We start from the raw sequence: 19,719 nt of genomic DNA on the forward strand, positions 1-19,719 counted from the left end.
TGCCGCCGCCGGAGAGCGTGTTGTTGTTGCCAACGATGGTGACATTGCTGGCAATGGTCGGCAGATCGCCGCTGGCGAGCGTGATGGTGCCGACGCCGCTGTTGACGGTGATGGTATTGCTGCCGCCCGCGGCATTGGAATCGATGATGGCCTGCCGCAGTGATCCCGCGCCGCTGTCGGCGTTGTTACTGACGATAAAGTCGGCTGCCCATACCGGGCGGGACGACAAACTGGTGCCTACCAGAAGGGCTGCCATCAGTGCCGCGGTGGCGCAAATGCCGCCGCCAATCCGCTTTCCACCTCCGCGCGCGTGTTCCGAAGCAACCGCCACCCGACCAAGACGCGCGTTCCAGATACATTTGAAAACTTTGTTCATGTTCACTCCGAAAAGAGAGGTGTCGCAAGGAATTCGGATGAAACGAAGCCGACGGACACGCGCACCGGAATTCAAGGCAAAGTGGCATACACAGCGCTCAAGCGCAGACGCGATGCTGGCGTCGCATTTTGATAGGTATCCGAACCAGATTACGGACTGGAAGAAGCAATTGCGGAAGCGGGGCGCCCAAGTGTTCGCGCTGGGCAAGGCATCGGCCGAGCCTGCGGGCGACGTGAAGGTGTTGCACGCGAAGATCGGGCAGTTGGCATTGCAGAACGATTTTTTGGAAAGGGCGCTCGGCAAAGCGGGCGATACGCGCGGTTAAGGCGTAGGACGAAGCGCTCGCCAAATACGGACAGCATGAGATCGTCAACACAGACCAAGGCTGAGCATGGCCTCGGTGAGCGCTGCCTCTTTACGACTAGAAACACTCCCATTCGCCTGATCAGACGCCGGATGAGGCAGGTTTCGCCACGCTGGCAGCGAACAGATCGGCAGTTTGATGATCCCGGCGCCTTCACTTGAAAACTCGACCTGGCTGGCCGAACCAACGACGCCACTTCTCTCGCCGACGGATCGCTTGCAACGATGAATGCGGTCTCTAGCACGAGCAACGTCTTGATGGCCCAGTGGCACTCAATCGAATGATCGGCTGTAATTGCTCGCACAGTCACCGTTTCGTGCAGGTGGCACACGTCCGGCGGGTAGGCCTCACATCGGCGCACGCACCTCAGCATCACATCGTGCGAGTAGTACAGGGATTCGAGCATGCACGCCACAGTTGTTTTCATGGTTTGCGTCATAGATCGAACTAGTCTTTAGAACTACTGTTTTTCTTCGCGAGGCAGAACAATAGTTTTTCTTTATCGCGACGGCACCGTTTCATCGGCCATCGTTGCACCTTTAATCAACAACTCACACTTTCCCTTCCGAAATCATTCTGCGAAGACCTAAAGAGAGAATAAATGTTACCGGGACAGAACAAAGCCCCCCTGCCGGGGAGGGATCAAGTTCGTTCGGCGGGGGGGCGAACAACGTCACTGAGCAGGGTTATGAGAGTGATGACGAGCAGAACTGCGGCAGGCCAGACATTTTTCCGGGGCGCGCTCACCATCATTGCAAGGGCCATTGCCCAAAAGCGTGGCGAATTCAACTAGTCGGGCTGTCTGCAACGCTATCGCCGCAAAGATGTACACGCCACCGGATCAGTTATGCAAATCGCTGACTTTGGATCAGGGAGCGAAAAACGGCTCCAACACGCGCAGCTAACGAAACACGCAGTTGCGAAATTAAGGTTAATAGTGCTGAATTCGATGTCCGGCTTCAGAAGCGCCGCGACAAAGCTGCAGCGATGCTGAGACACCGCACAAGATCGTGACCGATTAGTCGCACAGCTATCCGGCGGCGGAAGCCGAGATTCCCCCTAAGCGCGAGCGACGCGCTCTGTTGCGAACGGCTCGCCGCACGCTTCAGCGCTTGGCATTGCTTCACCCCAGATCACCCAAGATCCGTTCGCTTTCCAGGAAAATGCGTGCGCTCTCAGTTATTGCATCACAAACGCTTTAACGTGAGCGTGCCGTTTTGACCGGCGAACTCACGCGCAAAAATCTCGCTTGCAATGTGGGAATTGCGCTCACAGGGGCTTTAGCCTGGTAAAGCGTCGAGGGACCTCAATACCTGACGGACGATTTTCTCTCGCTTGGGCAGATCTTCCATTCGGTTTGGCGTATCAATGTTGAGAGCGAAGTAGACTGGCCCTTGTGGCCATTCAACCCAGCCGACCCACCAGCCGATTTTTCCGGTCCAGCCAGACTTGGCGCGAAGAATCCAGTCCCGACCTGCCTCATTGATCAGTACGTCCTTGACTATCAATTGGTGTTCTACGCGGAAAGGCAGTGTGTTTTCGTAGAGATGGCGCAGGAAAACGACCTGTTCCTGAGCGGATATTGCAAGATCACCCTCTACCCAGAAAGGTTCCGCACCACTTGAGAGTGCATTTCCATAGGGAATATTGCGCATATATGCCGCTTCTTTCTCCCGGCCAATTTCCCTTGCAAAGCGCTCGAAAACCCAGACCGCCGAATTGCGCACAGCAGAACGCAAGTCCTGATCGTGATTCCACTCATCGACCGGACGCTTTACTCCATCCCATGGAATAACCTGGAACTCGTCACGCAACACCCCTGCGTCTAGTGCGATCAGGCTGTGGGGAATTTTGAAGGTTGAAGCGGGCGACAAGCGGTAGGTAGCTCTGTCCCTGTCGTGTACGAGGATAATTTCTTTGCCAGCTCGCGAATCGACTACAACAAGCGTGCCTTGGGCATTTACTTCGGTAAAGTATTCGATCCATTTTTTGTCGTCAGGCGGCAGAGCGGCCGCGAACACGCCAGATGGGACCACGGCTGTGGCGACACTTGCAAGCAAAAAATGACGTCGATTTATCACGTAGCTATCCTAAAAATCTATTGGGTACTAACTTACTCGGTTTGGCAATGAGGAGCGTTTAGCTTTGCTACTCTATCACTCGCCACCTAAACTATAGGCGTTCTATTTGTCGACGATCTGCTTTGCAAGTTCCGTTGGTTTGAGTGTTTTCATTTGTTCCAACGCCCCTCGGGCGCCCGCCGTGGCTTTGCTTTGTGGAGTTTGCTTCTCAAATACAATCAGGTGGGCAAGGTCACCGCTTTTCAATTTCATGGTGCCCGTGTTCGGCACGGCGTTATCGGCGATATGTCTGAACGAGAACGTCATGGAGTTGGTTGAAAAATCTCGTGGCGCTCGTTCTCGTCTGCAGCGCGGAATATGGCTGGGCTCGCGTGTGCCGCAAAATGCGCTCTCCGTCATTCAAAACCAGCGGCCACTTTGGCTGATGCTCGACAGTGCGGCCGAAGCGACAGTTGATAGCACTATCTTCAGGCCGCAAGCCGTTGCGGCCTGTCATCGTCCTTCAGAACGGTCACTCAAAGCCGGATAGAAAGGCACTCGATAGCGCCCAAGTAATGAATACCGCGCATTGATCGAAGGCACCTTGCTTAAGTCCTGGCTCTTCTCGAATCTTCAGGGCTTTTCGGCTCCAGCAATGCTGGCGTCTTTGATGGAACTCCCGCCAGCGTCAACGCGCTCCACCCGGATTCACGCCGCAACCAGCGGCCGCAGATAAGCAGCCGTGCGGCTCGCCTTCGCGCGCGCGACTTCAGCCGGGATGCCGCTCGCCACGATCGTCCCGCCGGCGTCGCCGGCTCCCGGGCCGACGTCGATCACCCAGTCGCTTTGCGCGGCCACCCGCATATCGTGCTCGACGACCACCACGGTATTGCCCGCGTCGACGAAGCCTTGCAACTGCACCATGAGCCGGTCGACGTCAGCGGGATGCAGCCCGGTAGTCGGCTCGTCGAGGATGTACAACGTGTCACCGCGTTGCGCCCGCTGCAGTTCGGTCGCGAGCTTGATGCGCTGCGCCTCGCCACCCGATAGCTCCGTGGCGGGCTGACCGAGGCGCAGATAGCCTAAGCCGATGTCGCGCAGTACTTTTAGCGCGCGCATCACGCTCGCTTCCTCGGCAAAGAAGCTGCACGCGGCATCGACCGTCAGATCCAGCACCTCGGCAATGTTTTTATCGCGCCATGTGATTTCCAACGTCGAGGTGTTGTAGCGGGTGCCATGGCAGGTCGAGCAAGGCGCATACACGCTCGGCAGAAACAGCAACTCGACGCTGACGAAGCCTTCGCCTTCGCATGTCGGGCAACGGCCCTGCGCGACGTTGAACGAGAAGCGCCCTGCACTGTAGCGGCGCTTGCGGGCGGTGGGGGTGTCCGCGAACAGCCTGCGCACGTGATCGAACAAGCCCGTGTAGGTGGCGAGGTTGGAGCGCGGCGTACGCCCGATAGGCTTCTGGTCGACGCGCACGAGTCGACGCAGCGCGTCCATGCCGTCGGCGATGTGTCCGCTCGCGGGCAGCGTCGCGCTGGCGAGCAGCGGGTCCTGTTCGTCTTCGTCCGGGCTTTCGATGATTCGACCCAACCGGCTCGCGACCAGTTCGGGCAGCGCCTGGCTCACGAGGCTCGATTTGCCCGAGCCCGACACCCCGGTGACGGTCGTCAGGCAGCCGAGCGGGAACGCGACATTCAGCCCGCGCAGATTATTGCGCGTGATATTGACGAGTTGCAGCCACCCGGCAGCGTCGCGTGGTACGCGCTCAACAGGGGCGGGCGGCGCAAACAGATGGCGGCGCGTCTGCGATGTTTCGACCTTCGCGAGTCCCTCGGGCGGACCACTATAGACCACATGACCGCCCGCTTCGCCCGCCGCCGGGCCCACGTCGACCAGCCAGTCGGCGCGCCGCATCATCTGCAAATCGTGCTCGACGACGAACAGCGAATTGCCCGCAGCTTTGAGTCCTTGCAACGCGCTGAAAAGCGCTTCGCCGTCGGCGGGATGCAGGCCGGCCGACGGCTCGTCGAGCACATACACGACTCCGAAGAGCTGCGACGACAGTTGCGTGGCCAGTCGCAAGCGCTGCAACTCACCCGACGACAGCGTGGGTGTGCTGCGCTCCAGCGCAAGGTAGCCAAGACCGAGGTCGACCAGCGCGTTCAGACGTTCCAGCAATTCGGCGGCAATGCGCTGCGCGGCCACGCGTTTCTCTTCCGAAAGATTCGGCGTGCGCCGCACGTCGGGTGAAGCTTTGTGCGCGGAACCGCCCGCCGCCACCCGTTTGTCGACGGCCTCGCGCATCGCGCTTTTGCTCAGCACACCGCCTTTAGCCGTGGGCACCATGGCGGGCTCCGGCCATTCGCCGCGCGCGATCGGTTCGAGAAGCGCGGTCAGCCCCGCGAGCGGCAACTGCGAAAATTCGCCGATATCGAGCCCGGCGAATTTCACCGAGAGCGCTTCTTTCTTGAGCCGTTTGCCGTGGCAACTCGGACAGCCGCTGCCGACCATGTACTGCGACACGCGCTTTTTCATCAGCGCGCTTTGGGTGTTCGCAAAGGTGTGCAGCACGTACCGGCGCGCGCCGGTGAACGTGCCTTGATAGCTCGGCTCGTCCTTGCGTCTGAGTGCGGCACGGGTTTCCTTCGGCGTCAAGCCGGCGTAGACGGGCACGGTCGGCTGTTCGTCGGTGAAGAGAATCCAGTCGCGATCTTTTTTCGGCAAGTCGCGCCATGGTGTATCGACGTCGTAGCCGAGCGTCACCAGGATGTCGCGCAGATTCTGGCCGTGCCACGCAGGCGGCCACGCGGCAATCGCACGCTCGCGGATGGTCAGCGAGTCGTCGGGCACCATTGATTTTTCGGTGACCTCGTACACGCGCCCAAGTCCATGGCATGTCGGACAGGCGCCTTGCACCGTGTTCGGCGAGAAATCCTCGGCGAACAGCATCGGCTGCTTCGGTGGATAGTCGCCCGTACGCGAATAGAGCATGCGTACGAGGCTCGACAGCGTGGTGACACTGCCCACCGATGAGCGCGCGCTCGGCGTGCCGCGCTGCTGTTGCAAGGCGACCGCGGGCGGCAGCCCTTCAATCGCATCGACTTCGGGCACGCCCACCTGTTCGATCAGGCGCCTCGCGTACGGCGCAACCGATTCAAAGTAGCGCCGCTGCGCCTCCGCGTACAACGTCCCGAATGCGAGTGATGATTTCCCCGAGCCCGACACGCCGGTGAACACGACGAGCGCGTCGCGCGGAATCTCCACGTCGACGTTTTTGAGATTGTGCTCGCGAGCGCCCCGCACACGGACGAAGCCGGTGGGAGCGCCGGGGGGCGTGAGGGGCGAACCGGATTTGCTGCGGATAGCGTCCATGTCGATCAATAGCGGATGAGTGCGGTGCCTGCCGGCTGTGCGAACGCAAGTGAGAGTGCACGCAGCATGCCAGATCCGTCGCGAGAGGGTCGGTTGGGACAGCAGTGGTAGCCGAAGTGAATCGCCGACACGCCATGGCTCACGCGCTTGAGCGCCGGCTTTCGGCGTCCCTGCTTCGGTATACATGAATTGCCGTCCATCTTGCTCGCCAGCAATACTTAGCGCCAATGCCAGCGGAACCAGCCAAAGTCACCTTGAGCGGGCAAGGCGGTGTAGCGCAGTTTGCAACGCCGTTCAACCATGGCTATCGATCCATGCCCGGCACCACTCGAGCCCAGCGAGGCGCGCGACCTCGTCGGTTTCAAATGTGCCGAGCACGCCTGAACCTTCGACCAGCTTGCCTGCGCGCATGATGGTGCCACCCGCCGCATATCCGCCATCCTGAAGAATGGCATGGCCCCAGACGGAATAGCCCTTGTAGATTTCAGGTTCCACTTTCGGTCTCTGCCTTGACGAGCGGTCGCTTCATTCACCAGGTTACCGCAACGCGGCGACGTGGAGTGGGCTTTTCAACCATGTGCAGCAAATTGCAGCAGCCAGGTCGCGCGTGATCCGTAATCAGCGATGACAGCCTCCCTGGCTTCAGACACGCAGCACGTTGCCTTCCGGCGTAATGAGTCTGGGTATAGCGAGGGAAGGCGGGACGGCCGGCTTCTTCACTGTGACAACCGGCGTGCGTTTGGAAGGCGCGGATCGTGGCATCGGATCAGCCACGCGCCGCGGCAGAACCTTTGTCGCGTTGTGGCGGGAGCTGGCGGCACTGTGAGATTTCGGCGAGCACTTGCCGGCGACAGCGCCCGCACCACCCATACGCGCCTCGGGCGGATTCCAGATTTCCACATAACGCTCGCCCGCTGATACGGTCGACGCGATAGTCAGCAACAATACACCGGCACCAAGCAATCGAAACATGTCTTCTCCGTCAATTTGCGTGCGATTAAGGATGGCACGACTTCGCGGCGCCAATGCACGAGCCATCACACCCATCGCAGTAATGCCGGTCGCGCACCGCCCGGTCCACCGGCCAGTTATTCGTTGCGGCCGCTGTGGACGTTCCCACCGAGTGCCCGTTTTCGCTGGCATAAAACGTCGGCTCGCCGGCTTTCCCGCGACGAATCGCTTCGTCGATCTCCCGCTCGCCAAACGCGGATTTCATTTCGGCAACGAACGCGGCTATCTCCGGCATCGGATGGCCAACCGGCATCCGCACACGCATGTCCATTTGTTCTCCCCGAAAAAAGCAGACTGGCTGTCTCGACGCTCTACGGAATATACTGTACATCCATACAGGTATTTACGCAAAGGGAACTGCGCGACAGTCGGTGACCGCTACCGGGCTGCTCGCACGGAACCGTCGGTTCATGGCGCAAATGATGCCAAATTTGGCATTTACGACGCTAGTGCACACGCCCCTTCCCGTCTACAGTGACGTCAATTCGAACGTCACGCGCTGTCATTACAGCAGCAAACCATGAAAGGGATGGCGATTGCTACACGCGTTCCGATGAACGCCGCCTGAATGCACAGCAGCCTGGTCGCACCAGCACAAGGATAGCCATGAATCGCTCGACCGAACTTATCCTCGACAACCCCGTCTGGTCTGCCCTGACGACCAAACAGGCGCAGCTGCGCGAGGGCAACCGGCTTGCTTTCCGCTACCACCCGGATATCGCGCCGTTTGCGGGCGTGGAAAGCGAAATCGAAGCGGCTTTTCGGGAACTCGGCGGACTGCTGCCGCCGCCGGAACAGGTGGCCCTGTTGAGCCTCGCCCCTTTGCCGCACCTGGAGGCCGTGCGATCCGAGCGTATCGGCGTCGTGCGTCAGATGGTGGCGACTGGCAATCCGGCCGGCGGCACGAACGATCAGGTGATCCGCCTCACCGACCTCGACGCCGCGGACATGCTCGCACTGACTCAAAAAACCAAGCCCGGTCCATTCGGAAAACGAACCCATCAGATGGGCCATTACATCGGGATTCGCCACGACGGGCGTCTGATCGCGATGGCGGGCGAACGCATGCGGCTCGACGGCTATGTCGAAATAAGCGCGGTGTGCGTGGACGACGAGTATCGCGGCAGGGGGCTCGCCGCTCGCCTCATGAACATCCTGCGCCGGGAAATCAGGCAACGCGGGGACATTCCGTTTCTGCATGTGTTCGATGACAACCACTCGGCGATCGCCTTGTATGAGCGCCTTGGATTCGAGACGCGTCAGACGTTCCACCTCAACCGGATCAAAGGCAACGATCCGGCTGCGGCGTGAAGATAAGGCGGAACAGTGTTCGCTCACACCTGCCCTGCTCGTCGCATCGCAGGGCGGGTGTGGAATCAGCGTAAGACACCGCGCCGGACATCAAGCGACCTTCAGCACCACCCTGAAGCGCGCCGCGCCGCTCATCATCCGGTCATACGCTTCGGCCGCACGTTCGAGCGGAAACTCCTCGATCATCGGCTTGACGCCGGAGAGCGCGCTGAAAGCGAGCGTATCCTGCGAGTCGGCGGACGTGCCCGAGGGCCACCCCTGAACCGAATTGCGGCCCATGATGAACTGGCCGACAGGAACCTCGACGGGCTCCTCCGAAATGCCGACCATGATCATCTTGCCGTTCAGCCCGAGCCCGCCAATCGCCGCGCTCATTGCTTTTCCGCTCGTGACCGTCGCAAGAATGACCTTCGCGCCGCCGAGTTCGTTGAGCTTTTCCGAAATGCTCTGCGTCGTGCTGTCGATGTAGTGGTGCGCGCCGAGTTCTTTCGCCAACGCGGCCTTGTCCTTTCCGCGAGCGATGGCCACCGTGTTGAAGCCCATCTTCCGGGCGAACTGTACGCCGAGATGCCCCAGCCCGCCGATACCGAGAATGGCGACGACATCGCCGGCGCGCGCGCCGCTATTGCGCAATGCATTGAAAGTGGTAATGCCCGCGCAGAGCAATGGCGCGGCATCCGCATCGGACAGGTCGTCCGGAATGCTGGCGAGTGCTTCCACCGGCGCTACGACGAATTCGGCATAACCGCCGTCATAGCTGATGCCCGGCACCTGCGCTTTTTCGCACAGGACGAAGTCGCCCTGGCGGCAACGCGTGCATCGGCCGCAATGGCCGCCATGCCAACCCACGCCGACGCGCTGCCCGACGCGCCATCCGTCCACGCCGCTTCCGACGGCATCGATCACGCCGGCTATTTCATGGCCTGGCACCCGTGGAAATTGCAGACCCGGCCACTGCCCCTCCTTGGTCAACGAATCACTGTGGCAAATTCCGCAAGCCTGAACCTTGATGCGGACCTGGCCCTCGCCCGGTTCGCGAACCTCCAGCTCGACAAGCTTCAATGGGCCCCCTGCTGTTTCCACTTGTACAGCCTTCATTCTGGACATGAGCTTCACCTCGGTAGTCATCGATGTGTTGGCATGCCGAGGGGCAGTCTGCTTTAACAGCCCTCGGCGTCAAATGAACGCTCTGTGTTCTCTCGGCGTGAGGCGTGAGGCGCGGGATCACTGTCCGAGGCGCGAGAGCATGAGCTCATTGACCATAGTTGAAAATCCGGCGGAATCCAACTTGTCGGGCTATGTGGCCGCCCGCGCGGCGTCGCTCCCGGACACTGACTCGACCGGGCCCAGTGAATCAGACGCTGAGTCATAACTCAGCACCCTATGCGGTCGCCGTCACACCCGCCAGGCCGCTCCTGCAGGAAAATCATGCTGATCGAGCGACGCCGCATGCATCTCGATGCTGTAGCCGGGCCGTTCCGGCGGCATGTAACGGCCGTTGCGGATCACGACGGGATCGACGAAATGCTCGTGCAGGTGATCCACGTATTCGAGCACCCGGTTTTCCAGCGACGCCGATACGCAGATATAGTCGAACAGCGAAATATGCTGGACGTACTCGCACAAACCGACGCCGCCCGCGTGCGGACACACCGGCACCCCGAATTTCGCCGCCATCAGTAGCACGACGATCACTTCGTTCAGACCGCCAAGGCGGCAGCTGTCCACCTGACAGAAGTCGATGGCCTGCGCCTGCAGCAGTTGCTTGAACATCACGCGGTTGTGGCAGTGCTCGCCGGTCGCCACGCCGATCATCGGTTTTAAACGCTGGCGGATCGCCGCGTGCCCGAGAATGTCGTCGGGGCTCGTGGGCTCCTCGATCCACCACGGATCGAATTCCGCGAGCCGCCGCATGTTCGAGATCGCTTCATCGACGTCCCATACCTGGTTGGCGTCCATCATCAGCTTCAGGTTCTCGCCGATTTCTTCGCGCAGAATGCGGGCCCGGCGCATGTCTTCTTCGAGGTTGCCGCCCACCTTCTGCTTGAAATGCGTCCAGCCCTGCGCGACGCCTTCGCGCGCGAGCCGGCGAATCTTGTCGTCGTCGTAGCCGAGCCAGCCGGCCGACGTCGTGTAGGCGGGATAGCCGTGCGCGCGCATGTCCTTTTCACGTTCCCCGCGCGTTTTCGCATGACGATGCAACATCGCGATGGCTTCGTGCGGCGTGATCGCATCGGTCACATAGCGGAAATCGAGGCAGCGTACGAGATCTTCCGGACTCATGTCGACGAGCAGCTTCCACACCGGCTTGCCTTCCGCTTTTGCCCAGAGGTCCCAGGTCGCGTTCACGACGGCTGCGGTCGCAAGGTGAATCGCGCCCTTGTCCGGGCCGATCCAGCGCAACTGGCTGTCGGAGGTCAGCTCACGCCAGAACGCGCCCATATTCGCGGCGATATCCTCCAGCGTTTTGCCGACGATCAGCGGCGCCAGCGCCTGTACCGCACTCACGCAGATTTCGTTGCCGCGTCCGATCGTAAACGTGAGGCCATGGCCGGTGAGCGAGGCCGGCGAATCCGTTTCGAGCGTCACGTAGGTCGCGGAGTAGTCCGGCGCGGCGTTCATCGCATCGGAGCCGTCGAGTGAACGCGAGGTCGGGAAGCGGATGTCCCGCACGGACAGCCTGGTGATCGTCGTCATCTGAACACGCTCCTGGGTCACTGCGGTCCGCTTGCGCCCGTACACCTTCTATGAGCACAAGCGGCACGGATGGGTGCGCTGCAAGTTCAACGTACGGTCTGTCGCGCGCGATGCGCGGGCCACGAAGGCCATCAGGGAGGAAGGGCGGCACGCCCTCCCGCTCGTCGCGCATCGGCGTGAAGCAACGGACCTCGGTCAATCGTAGAGCACGGCGGCGATCTTCGGATCGCTCATATTGGTCTTGTCGTACCAGAAGAAGCCCGTATCGATCTTCGGCGGCAGCTTCTCGCCCTTGAGCGCCTTCACCGCGGAGTCGACCGTGCACTTGCCGATGCCGACCGGATTCTGTGTAATCGCGCCGAGCATCAGGCCCGAGGTGATGTTCGCTTTCTGCTCCTTGCCGGAGTCGAAGCCGATCAGCACGAGCTTCTTGCCCGCTTCCTTGACGCCAATCGCCGCGCCTTCCGCCGAGCCTTCATTCGCGCCGAAAATGCCCTTCAGATTCGGGTTGGCCTGGATCATCGCCTTGGCGATTTCCGCCGACTTCAAATGGTCGCCGCCGCCATACTGCACGGACACGATCTTGACGTTCGAATGCTTTTTCATCTGATTCAGGAAACCGTCGCGCCGATCGACGCCCGTGCGGCTGGTCTGGTCGTGCACGATCACGCCGACTTCACCGGCATTGCCGATCGCCTCGGCCATCTTGTCGGCGGCGAGCGCGGCGGCGGCCACGTTGTCCGTCGCACAGGTGGTCAGCGGAATGTCGCTGTCTACGCCGGAGTCGAACGCGATCACGGGTATTTTCGCGGACTGCGCGCGCTTGAGCAGCGGAATGGCCGCCTTGCTGTCGAGCGCGGCGATGCCCAGCGCCTGCGGCTTCTTCGCGAGCGCCGCCGAGAGCATGTCGATCTGCTTGTCCACCATCGCTTCGGTTTCCGGGCCCTCGAACGTGATCCTGACTTTGTGCTCCTTCGCCGATTGCTCGGCGCCGGATTTGACGGCCTGCCAGAACTGATGCTGGAAGCCCTTCGAAATAAGCGGGATATAGACGTCATCTGCATACGCGAGGTTCGCCCCGCCCAGCAAAGTACCCAAGCCGACCACGACACCGAATATTGTTCGATTCAACATGGAATATCTCCTCCTAAGGTGGACCATCAACCTTCAGCCGCTGAGGAAGCCTTTTTGCGCTTCCCTTCTTTGAAATCGTCCGGCTCAGCGTCAGCTCCTCCGGCGACGCAGGATGTCGGCATAAACCGCGAGAATGATGATGAGGCCTGTCACGACGATCTGCCATTCCTGAGCGACCGACATGATGCGCAGGCCGTTGGTTAGCACACTCATGATGAACGCCCCGATAATCGTGCCGAGAATCGTGCCCGAGCCGCCGCTCAGCGACGTGCCGCCAATCACCACCGCGGCGATCGCTTCGAGTTCATAGCCCTGGCCGAGCGCCGGCTGCGCCGAATTCAGGCGCGACGCGATGAGCAGCCCCGCGATGCCGCAGATCGCTCCGCTCAGCCCGTAAATGGCGATCTTCCAGCGATCGACGTTCACGCCTGAAAGACGCACCGCTTCTTCATTGCTGCCGAGCGCAAAGGTGTAGCGGCCAAGCGCCGTGCGATTGAGCGTGACCGAACTGGCAATCGCAAGAAAGAACAGGATCAGCACCGCGTTCGGAATGGGCAGGCTCGGCAGCAGATAGCCGATGAACGAATCCTGCGAGATGCGGTAGAAGTTTTCGGTGTCGGTGAAATAGATCGGCTTGTCGGCCGAGACGACGAGCGAGAGGCCCTTTAGCAGCATCATCATGCCCAACGTCGCGATGAACGGCGGGATTTTCATTTTCGCCGTGAGGGTCCCCGAAATGGTCCCGCAGATCGCGCCGGTGAAAATCGCGGCGAGGACGCCGACCCACATCGGCAGATGCCAGTAAGTGAGAAATACGCCGCAGATGACCGCCGTGAACGTCATCAACGTGCCGACGGACAAATCGATGCCGCCCGTAATGATCACGAAAGTGCAGGCAATCGCCAGCACGCCGTTGACTGCCGTCGCCTGCAGAATGCCGAGCATGTTGTCCATCTGCATGAACGCCGGCGAAGCGAAGCTGAAGAAAACCAGCATCAGGATCAGACTCGCGAACGCGAGCAGCTTCTGCAGCGCGGTCGGCGAAAAGACGCGGGCGCGCAGGCCGGAATAACGTCCTTCTCTCGCGAGCGCCGATGTGTCCGATGGCAATGTCATAGGGGCCTCTGGCGGTTCATGCCGCCGTTTTCAGGGTTTCGCGCTGTGTCGCCAGATGCATGATGCGCTCCTGCGTAGCCTCCGCGGCGCGGAGTTCGCCGGTAATGCGGCCCTCGCACATCACGATGACGCGGTCGCTCATGCGCAAGATTTCCGGCAGCTCCGACGAGATCATCACGACCGCCTTGCCTTCGCTGGCGAGCGCACGCAGCAGCTTGTAGATTTCATTCTTCGCGCCGACGTCGATACCCCGTGTCGGCTCGTCGAAAAAGAGCACGTCGCAGTCGCGCTCCAGCCATTTCGCAATCACGATCTTCTGCTGATTGCCGCCCGAGAGCAGCCGCACTTCCTGCGTCGCGGAGGGCGTGCGAATCGCAAGCAGATTGATGAAATGGCTGGCTGTCCTGCGTATCTGCGCGCGTCGCAGAAAAAAGTTGAACGTCAGAAATTTGCTCAAATTCGACATGACGATGTTCGATTCGACGTCCATGCCGGTCGCGAGGCCGAAGCGCTTGCGGTCTTCCGACAGATAGCCGATGCCGCGCTTCACCGCGTCGCGTGGACTACGGATGATTGCCCTGGCGCCCTTCACGACGATCTCGCCGGATTCGATCGGATCGGCGCCGAACACGGCGCGGGCGACTTCGGTGCGGCCCGCTCCCATCAATCCGGCGAAGCCCAAAATCTCGCCCTTGCGCAGCGTGAAGCTCACGTCCCTGACCAACGGACCGGCGTTGAGGTTTTTGACTTCGAGTGCGAGCTCGCCCCTCTCCCCGCTGCTGTGCGACGGTTCGATGTCGGTCAAGGTGCGCCCGACCATCATGCCGATAATCGCTTCGACGCTGGTGTCCTGAGCGGCGACGGTGGCCACGTATTCGCCGTCGCGCATCACGGTGACGCGATCGGCGATCTGCTTCAACTCATCCATCTTGTGCGAGATATAGATGATGCCGACGCCCCGGCTCTTTAGCTCGCGGATGATGCGAAACAGTTCGGCAATCTCGGCGTCGTTGAGCGCCGAGGTGGGCTCGTCCATGATCAGCACACGCGAATCGAACGACAGGGCCTTGGCGATTTCAACCATCTGCTGACGGGCGACCGTGAGGGCGCCGACCACGGCGCGCGGGTCGAGATTGACGTGCATGCGGGCAAGGATGTCGCGCGCCTGCGCATTGAGCTTGTCTTCGTCGAGAAACAGGCCGAGACGCCCGCGCGGCTCGCGGCCGACGAACATGTTCTGGGCGACGCTCAGGTGATTCATCAGTTGCAGTTCCTGATGAATGATGCCGACGCCCACGGCCTGCGCGTCGCGCGGGCTCTGGAATTCGACCGGCCGGCCGTCATAGAGAATTTCACCCGAATCGCGGGTGTAGACGCCGGCGAGGATTTTCATCAGCGTCGACTTGCCGGCGCCGTTCTCGCCCATCAGCGCATGGACTTCCCCCGCCATGAGCTCGAACTGGACTTCGTGAAGCGCCCTCACGCCGGGGAAGCTCTTGTTGAGCCTTTTGACGGAAATCAGCGGGGTCACGGCGCGGATCGGACGACAATTCCACTACGGCCGCGTGCCTCAATGCGACGGGCTGACGGCCGGAGCGCCGGACGCCCCCCGCTTACATGAACGAAATCGCAAAGAGAAACCAGACACATTGCCGGGCCCCCGGAACCGATGTGCCACGATTTTACGACGCTGCCGATCGGCGGCTCAAGCCCAGGCATTCCCCAGTGTCGGGGCTTTGTCCCTGCCCGACGGTCTTGAAGAAGTCGGCAATAGACTCGGCAAATAGCGCGACGTGGCTGTCCAATGAGACTCAGAAAAATGAAAGTGTCCCGTCAGGTATCCCGCCTATTCGCCCACCGGTTTCTCCCTTTGCCTGTTCTATTGCCCTCGGCCAACCTCGCATTACCGTGCGGAAATTCCTTAAACATTCGATCATTTATCACAGCTATGGCGCAATTTCGTGCGGCCATCATTCGATGAAGTAACCACTCCTCCGGTCACATCGCTCAGGCTGCGCGCCGCGAACACGCCTGCCCGTATCGGCAAGGCTTGCGCCTCAGTGGTGAACGGCCGTGCCGGCGACCCCATTGGCCGAATCACCGCGGCCTCGCGCGCCTGGATCCTTGCCGCAGACGAAGTCGTTTTATGCGGACTGGTTGCGCGGTCGTACCCGTTCATTTGTTCATCGATGACAAAGTCCGCGACTCGCATCGCGTCCATCGGGTTGCCGTCCACGTCGGACCACTCACGAGTCGCGCGATTGACTTTGGTGAGCGCCGCGACCGCAAGTAGTACGGCATCCGTCTCGGTGATCTTGCCTTCGAGATCGTCTGCGTCGTAGTCCGCAACCCGTAGCGCCGCGTCGATCAGATTGCTGTCGTCAATCAGGTCCGTCAAGACCGCATGAACCACTGCGAGGCAGGCATCTTTGCGTGCAAGTGCAATATCTGTCATGGGTTCTCCAGAGTCGAGGTGACTGGTTAGCGAACTGTGACGGCCGCGTCGTCGAACAAACCGAACGCAACGCCGGCCATCACTGCGACGACCACCGCAACGGCGATACCTGATGCAAACACAATTTACTCCGAGTTCTCTCCACTGCATATCGAACGCGCCACGCGCGTTCGATATGCCAGGCTTCAGCGTGCGTCGGCACCCGTCTCTATTTGACCTTCACCTCGTTCTGCAATGGCTGGTTCTTTTCGAACGCCGAGACGCTTTCCAGTGTGGTCTCGCAGATGGTTGTCAATGCCTCATGGGTCAAATAGGCCTGATGTCCGGTCACGATGACGTTTGGAAACGACACGAGGCGTTGAAAGACGTCATCGGTAATGATCTCGCTGGAGAGATCGCGAAAAAAGAGATCGCCCTCCTGTTCGTACACATCGATTCCAAGCCCGCCGAGCTGCCCGGTCTTCAACGCGTCGATGGCGGCCTCCGTGTGAAGGAGCCCGCCTCGGCTCGTGTTGATCAGTATCGCGCCCGGCTTTGCGCGTTTAAGCGTTTCCGAATTGATGATGTGGTGAGTAGTCGGCGTGAGCGGGCAATGCAGTGAAATGATGTCGGCGTTCTCCCCAATCTCGCCCAACTTGGCATAGCTCAGACCGAGCGCCTCGAATTCCGCCGAGGGATACGGATCGAAACCAATCACCCTGCAGCCGAAGCCGAGCATGATCTTCGCGAACACGCAACCAATCTTGCCCGTTCCGACCACCGCAACCGTCTTGCCGCACAGGTCGAAGCCGGTCAGACCGTCGAGCGAGAAGTTCGAATCCCGGGTGCGATTGTAGGCGCGGTGCACCTTGCGGTTGATCGCGAGCAGAAGTGCTACCGCGTGCTCCGCCACGGAGTTCGGCGAATACGTCACGACACGCACCACCTTGATGCCGGCCTTCGCGGCAGCGTCCAGATCGACGTTGTTGAAGCCCGTGCAACGCAATGCGAGCAGACGCGTGCCGCCCTTGTGCAACGCGCCCAGTACTTGCGCGTCCGCCTTGTCGTTGACGAAGATGCAGACGGCGTCGTAGCCAGCGGCGAGACCGACCGTGTCCAGCTCCAGCGACACGTCGAAGTAATGCAACTTATGCTCGCCGCGCTTGTTGGCCTCGTCGAGATACCGGCGTTCGTAGCGCGTCGAGCTGAATATCGCCACTTCCATGATGGACTCCTTTGGTATCCGTCATTCCCATTTCATTCGCCTGCTGCGCGGACGCGTCTAGCCTGCTGCAATCGCGATGGCGATCTGCACGAAAAGCACCTTGACGATCGTCATCGACGGAAAAATCATCGCGTACATGATGTCGGGCTGATCCGTCGGCGCGACCCGGTTGGCAAAGGCGAGAATCGCCGGGTTGCCGGTAGCGCCGCAAATCACGCCGACCGCTGTGTCGAACGACAGCTTGAAGATCCACAGGCAGCAGATCGCGGTCACCCCGACCAGCACCAGCAGCGTGATCGCGCCATAAAGCAGGAGCAGCGGCCCGGCGGTGCCCACGGTCGCGACGAACTTGGGTCCGCAGGCAATGCCCACCTGCGCGAGGAAAATCGTCAGTCCGAGATTTCGCAGGACGAGATTTGCCGAAAGCGGCATCACCCAGACGAACGGTCCGCTGCGACGCACCTTGCCGAGACACAGCGCGACCAGCAGCAACGCCGCGAGACCCAGGCTGAACACGCCGAGACCAGGAAAGCGCAACGGGATCGCACCGACCAGCAGGCCTGCGGCCGCGCCTATGCCGAGGCAGATGAAACTGAGGTCGGCCGTGCCCCGGATCGAATCGCCGAAAAACGCGCGCACGCTCGCCTGATGTGCGCGACCGACGAGCAGGCCGACCCGGTCGCCCGCTTCGAGAATGAGGTCTGGACTGGACAGCAGATCGGTATCGCCGCGCCGCACATGTACGACCGCACAGCTCAGCCCTTCCGGGTAGCGCAGACTGCCAAGCGTCATTCCGACGACCGCTGGATTCGATGCGAACACGCGCATATAGTCCAGATCTTCCCGATGACTCGTCATGCGCCCAGGCTGCAACTCGCCGCACAGCGCCGTTGCTTCGCCGAGCAGGCGGGGGTCGGTGGCGGTGACAAGGAGAACGTCGTCGGCGCGCAGAAGAAAGTCGTCGGTGATCAACTGGTTGTGATGCGCGCGCCGCACGGCCGCAATAGCCACACCGGCAGGTAGCCGTGTCAAAAGCTCTGACACGCTGAGACCGAAGAGACTGGCATTGCGCAGCGCGATTTCGGCACTCTCGAGCAACTTTGCAGGCGGCTTACTTATCTCGACTTTCAGGGCCAGCGTCAGCGCATAGATGAATAGAATCGGGCCGGCCACACCGAACGGATAGGCGACACTATAGGCCACGGCGGCATCGCTGCTCTTCATCGATGCGATGGCAACCTGCAGGCTCGCCGTGCTGGTGCCGCTGCCCGCGAACATGCCGAGGGCATCGGCGAGCGTAGCGCCGAAATGAATGAAGGCGCACGCGACGAGACCCGACGCGATCACGCCGAGACCCGCGGCGGCATTGGCCTTCATGCCCTCGCGGCTCGTGAGCCCGCGAAAGAACTGCGCGCCATACTGAATTCCGATGCCATAAAGAAACATCAACAAACCGAGCGTGCCCAGCAACGCGGGCGGCGTAGACTTCGGCGCGAACGCGCCAACCGCCAGCCCAACGAAAAGCACGGCCCCGGAGCCCAGCGCCACGCCCTTCACATTGATTTCGCCGATCAGGTAGCCAATCGCAATGGTCAAAAAAAGCGCGAACAGCGGCTGACTTTCGACGAAGGTTCTGACTGCATCCATGCCGCCCCCCTGATGATCGACAACGCGACCCGGCAGTACCTCAGCATTAAAGTCGCTTTACCGCGCACCGTCCAGCCCGATTGTTGAACTTCATCGCGATTCCAGCACCACGACACTACGCCCTTCTACACGGCAGGTACCGCGTTCGACCCGGGCCGTTTCAACAGTCGAAAGAATGTCCGCCGGCGGTCCCGTGGCCGTATCGACCATCCTCCGCCAGTTCGCGTCGTCGAGGGCGGGAAGCTCTGCATCGCGCGCATCCGCGTTCATGTTGAGGACGACGTGCAACAGGGCTCGCCCGGCGCATGTCCCGCGAGCGTGAGCGCCACCAGCCGGGCGCCCGGATCGCCCCATGCGGGCGCGCCGAGCCGCTCGCCATGCCAGGCGACATCGGGATGCGTTTGCCCATGTTCGGCGACGCCCGTGAGAAACCGGCGACGGCGCAGGCTCGGGTGACGCCTGCGCAGCGTGATCATCTCGCGCACGAAGCGCAGCATGTCGAGAGCGTCATCGGAGAAATTCCAGTCCATCCACGACAACGCGTTGTCCTGGCAATACGCGTTGTTGTTGCCGCGCTGGCTACGCAGGATTTCGTCGCGGCGAGCAGCATCGGCACGCCCTGGCTTAGCAGCAGGATCGCGATGAAGTTGCGCGCCTGCCGCAACCGCAGGCCGACGGTAGACGGATTGTCCGTGTCGCCCTCGGCACCGCAGTTCCACGACAGGTTGTCGTTGCTGCCATCGCGGTTGTCGTCGCCGTTCGCCTCGTTGCGCTTCGCGTCGTAGCTGACGAGATCATGCAACGTGAAGCCGTCGTGGCAGGTCACGAAGTTGACGCTGTTCACGGGCAGTCTGCCGTCGGCCTCATAGAGAGCCGCGCTTCCCGCGAGACACGTGCACATCAGGCCGATCAATCCCGGATCACCGCGCACGAAGCGCCGGATCACGTCGTCGAGTTGCGGCACGC

Annotated in this window: 18 protein-coding genes and 1 pseudogene; 3 read left to right on the forward strand and 16 right to left on the reverse strand. The window is 61.0% G+C overall.

Features of this window, described 5'->3' with window-relative positions:
• Positions 1-376, reverse strand: a 376-nt coding sequence (locus CIC12_RS24535; protein ID WP_168667854.1) for an ESPR-type extended signal peptide-containing protein, incomplete at its 3' end; no start/stop codon positions are given.
• Between CIC12_RS24535 and CIC12_RS24540 the strand changes: the two genes are divergently transcribed.
• Positions 375-701: a hypothetical protein gene (locus tag CIC12_RS24540; RefSeq protein ID WP_168667856.1), complete on the forward strand. Its 327-nt coding sequence runs from the start codon at positions 375-377 to the stop codon at positions 699-701. The two genes, CIC12_RS24535 and CIC12_RS24540, sit on opposite strands and share 2 nt — an antisense overlap.
• Positions 702-2,020: 1,319 nt before the next feature.
• Here CIC12_RS24540 and blaOXA read toward each other — a convergent pair.
• Entirely contained in the window at positions 2,021-2,776 is a 756-nt protein-coding gene (gene blaOXA, locus CIC12_RS24545; protein WP_446728036.1) for a class D beta-lactamase, read from the reverse strand.
• Positions 2,777-2,923: 147 nt separating this feature from the next.
• On the reverse strand, positions 2,924-3,127 hold the full coding sequence (locus CIC12_RS33340; RefSeq protein WP_238812874.1) for a hypothetical protein: 204 nt from the start codon (positions 3,125-3,127) through the stop codon (positions 2,924-2,926).
• On the opposite strand from CIC12_RS33340, the gene CIC12_RS33345 reads away from it, so the two are divergent.
• Positions 3,126-3,350 carry a hypothetical protein gene (locus tag CIC12_RS33345; protein WP_238812875.1) on the forward strand — a complete coding sequence of 75 codons (225 nt, stop codon included), beginning with the start codon at positions 3,126-3,128 and terminating at the stop codon, positions 3,348-3,350. The two genes, CIC12_RS33340 and CIC12_RS33345, sit on opposite strands and share 2 nt — an antisense overlap.
• 158 nt (positions 3,351-3,508) lie before the next feature.
• Here CIC12_RS33345 and CIC12_RS24555 read toward each other — a convergent pair whose 3' ends face one another.
• From CIC12_RS24555 to CIC12_RS24570, 4 genes are all read right to left on the reverse strand, one after another.
• Entirely contained in the window at positions 3,509-6,178 is a 2,670-nt protein-coding gene (locus CIC12_RS24555; protein ID WP_168667858.1) for an excinuclease ABC subunit UvrA, read from the reverse strand.
• A gap of 294 nt (positions 6,179-6,472) precedes the next feature.
• Entirely contained in the window at positions 6,473-6,673 is a 201-nt protein-coding gene (locus tag CIC12_RS24560) for a hypothetical protein (protein WP_168667860.1), read from the reverse strand.
• 147 nt (positions 6,674-6,820) lie between these two features.
• A complete protein-coding gene (locus CIC12_RS24565) occupies positions 6,821-7,150 on the reverse strand; it encodes a hypothetical protein (protein ID WP_168667862.1) in 330 nt (109 codons plus the stop codon).
• Between the two features lie 25 nt (positions 7,151-7,175).
• The gene (locus CIC12_RS24570) at positions 7,176-7,460 is read right to left on the reverse strand and encodes a hypothetical protein (RefSeq protein ID WP_168667864.1); all 285 of its coding nucleotides are present in this window, start codon (positions 7,458-7,460) and stop codon (positions 7,176-7,178) included.
• 203 nt (positions 7,461-7,663) lie between these two features.
• On the opposite strand from CIC12_RS24570, the gene CIC12_RS24575 reads away from it, so the two are divergent.
• Positions 7,664-8,500 (forward strand): GNAT family N-acetyltransferase, encoded by an 837-nt coding sequence (locus CIC12_RS24575; RefSeq protein WP_342030565.1) that lies wholly within the window; start codon positions 7,664-7,666, stop codon positions 8,498-8,500.
• Positions 8,501-8,590: 90 nt separating this feature from the next.
• Here the strand turns inward: CIC12_RS24575 and CIC12_RS24580 are convergent, their stop codons facing one another.
• The 9 genes and pseudogenes from CIC12_RS24580 to CIC12_RS24620 all read right to left on the reverse strand — a co-directional run.
• Positions 8,591-9,607, reverse strand: coding sequence for an alcohol dehydrogenase (locus tag CIC12_RS24580; protein ID WP_168667866.1), 1,017 nt, complete (start codon positions 9,605-9,607; stop codon positions 8,591-8,593).
• A gap of 288 nt (positions 9,608-9,895) precedes the next feature.
• On the reverse strand, positions 9,896-11,197 hold the full coding sequence (locus CIC12_RS24585; protein WP_168667868.1) for an L-fuconate dehydratase: 1,302 nt from the start codon (positions 11,195-11,197) through the stop codon (positions 9,896-9,898).
• A 195-nt stretch (positions 11,198-11,392) separates the two neighbouring features.
• Positions 11,393-12,331: an ABC transporter substrate-binding protein gene (locus tag CIC12_RS24590; protein ID WP_168667870.1), complete on the reverse strand. Its 939-nt coding sequence runs from the start codon at positions 12,329-12,331 to the stop codon at positions 11,393-11,395.
• Between the two features lie 90 nt (positions 12,332-12,421).
• Positions 12,422-13,447, reverse strand: a complete 1,026-nt coding sequence (locus CIC12_RS24595) for an ABC transporter permease (protein ID WP_168667872.1) — start codon at positions 13,445-13,447, stop codon at positions 12,422-12,424.
• Positions 13,448-13,463: 16 nt separating this feature from the next.
• Entirely contained in the window at positions 13,464-14,978 is a 1,515-nt protein-coding gene (locus tag CIC12_RS24600; protein ID WP_168667874.1) for an ATP-binding cassette domain-containing protein, read from the reverse strand.
• Between the two features lie 402 nt (positions 14,979-15,380).
• Positions 15,381-15,902, reverse strand: coding sequence for a hypothetical protein (locus CIC12_RS24605; protein WP_238812876.1), 522 nt, complete (start codon positions 15,900-15,902; stop codon positions 15,381-15,383).
• Positions 15,903-16,110: 208 nt separating this feature from the next.
• Positions 16,111-17,106, reverse strand: coding sequence for a 2-hydroxyacid dehydrogenase (locus CIC12_RS24610; RefSeq protein WP_168667875.1), 996 nt, complete (start codon positions 17,104-17,106; stop codon positions 16,111-16,113).
• Positions 17,107-17,163: 57 nt separating this feature from the next.
• A complete protein-coding gene (locus CIC12_RS24615; protein WP_168667877.1) occupies positions 17,164-18,753 on the reverse strand; it encodes an aspartate:alanine exchanger family transporter in 1,590 nt (529 codons plus the stop codon).
• 90 nt (positions 18,754-18,843) lie between these two features.
• Positions 18,844-19,702: pseudogene (locus CIC12_RS24620) on the reverse strand (glycogen debranching enzyme); the annotation flags it as partial.
• Positions 19,703-19,719: the final 17 nt, after the last annotated feature.

Source organism: Paraburkholderia sp. SG-MS1, from assembly GCF_012275575.1.
Classification (GTDB): domain Bacteria; phylum Pseudomonadota; class Gammaproteobacteria; order Burkholderiales; family Burkholderiaceae; genus Paraburkholderia.

Excerpts from the sequence above, each read along its gene's own strand:
- CIC12_RS24540 (WP_168667856.1), top strand. The coding sequence starts at position 375 with ATGTTCACTCCGAAAAGAGAGGTGTCGCAAGGAATTCGGATGAAACGA.
- CIC12_RS33345 (WP_238812875.1), top strand. The coding sequence starts at position 3,126 with ATGGAGTTGGTTGAAAAATCTCGTGGCGCTCGTTCTCGTCTGCAGCGC.
- CIC12_RS33340 (WP_238812874.1), bottom strand. The coding sequence starts at position 3,127 with ATGACGTTCTCGTTCAGACATATCGCCGATAACGCCGTGCCGAACACG.
- CIC12_RS24555 (WP_168667858.1), bottom strand. The coding sequence starts at position 6,178 with ATGGACGCTATCCGCAGCAAATCCGGTTCGCCCCTCACGCCCCCCGGC.
- CIC12_RS24565 (WP_168667862.1), bottom strand. The coding sequence starts at position 7,150 with ATGTTTCGATTGCTTGGTGCCGGTGTATTGTTGCTGACTATCGCGTCG.
- CIC12_RS24570 (WP_168667864.1), bottom strand. The coding sequence starts at position 7,460 with ATGGACATGCGTGTGCGGATGCCGGTTGGCCATCCGATGCCGGAGATA.
- CIC12_RS24580 (WP_168667866.1), bottom strand. The coding sequence starts at position 9,607 with ATGTCCAGAATGAAGGCTGTACAAGTGGAAACAGCAGGGGGCCCATTG.
- CIC12_RS24585 (WP_168667868.1), bottom strand. The coding sequence starts at position 11,197 with ATGACGACGATCACCAGGCTGTCCGTGCGGGACATCCGCTTCCCGACC.
- CIC12_RS24590 (WP_168667870.1), bottom strand. The coding sequence starts at position 12,331 with ATGTTGAATCGAACAATATTCGGTGTCGTGGTCGGCTTGGGTACTTTG.
- CIC12_RS24595 (WP_168667872.1), bottom strand. The coding sequence starts at position 13,447 with ATGACATTGCCATCGGACACATCGGCGCTCGCGAGAGAAGGACGTTAT.
- CIC12_RS24605 (WP_238812876.1), bottom strand. The coding sequence starts at position 15,902 with ATGACAGATATTGCACTTGCACGCAAAGATGCCTGCCTCGCAGTGGTT.
- CIC12_RS24610 (WP_168667875.1), bottom strand. The coding sequence starts at position 17,106 with ATGGAAGTGGCGATATTCAGCTCGACGCGCTACGAACGCCGGTATCTC.
- CIC12_RS24615 (WP_168667877.1), bottom strand. The coding sequence starts at position 18,753 with ATGGATGCAGTCAGAACCTTCGTCGAAAGTCAGCCGCTGTTCGCGCTT.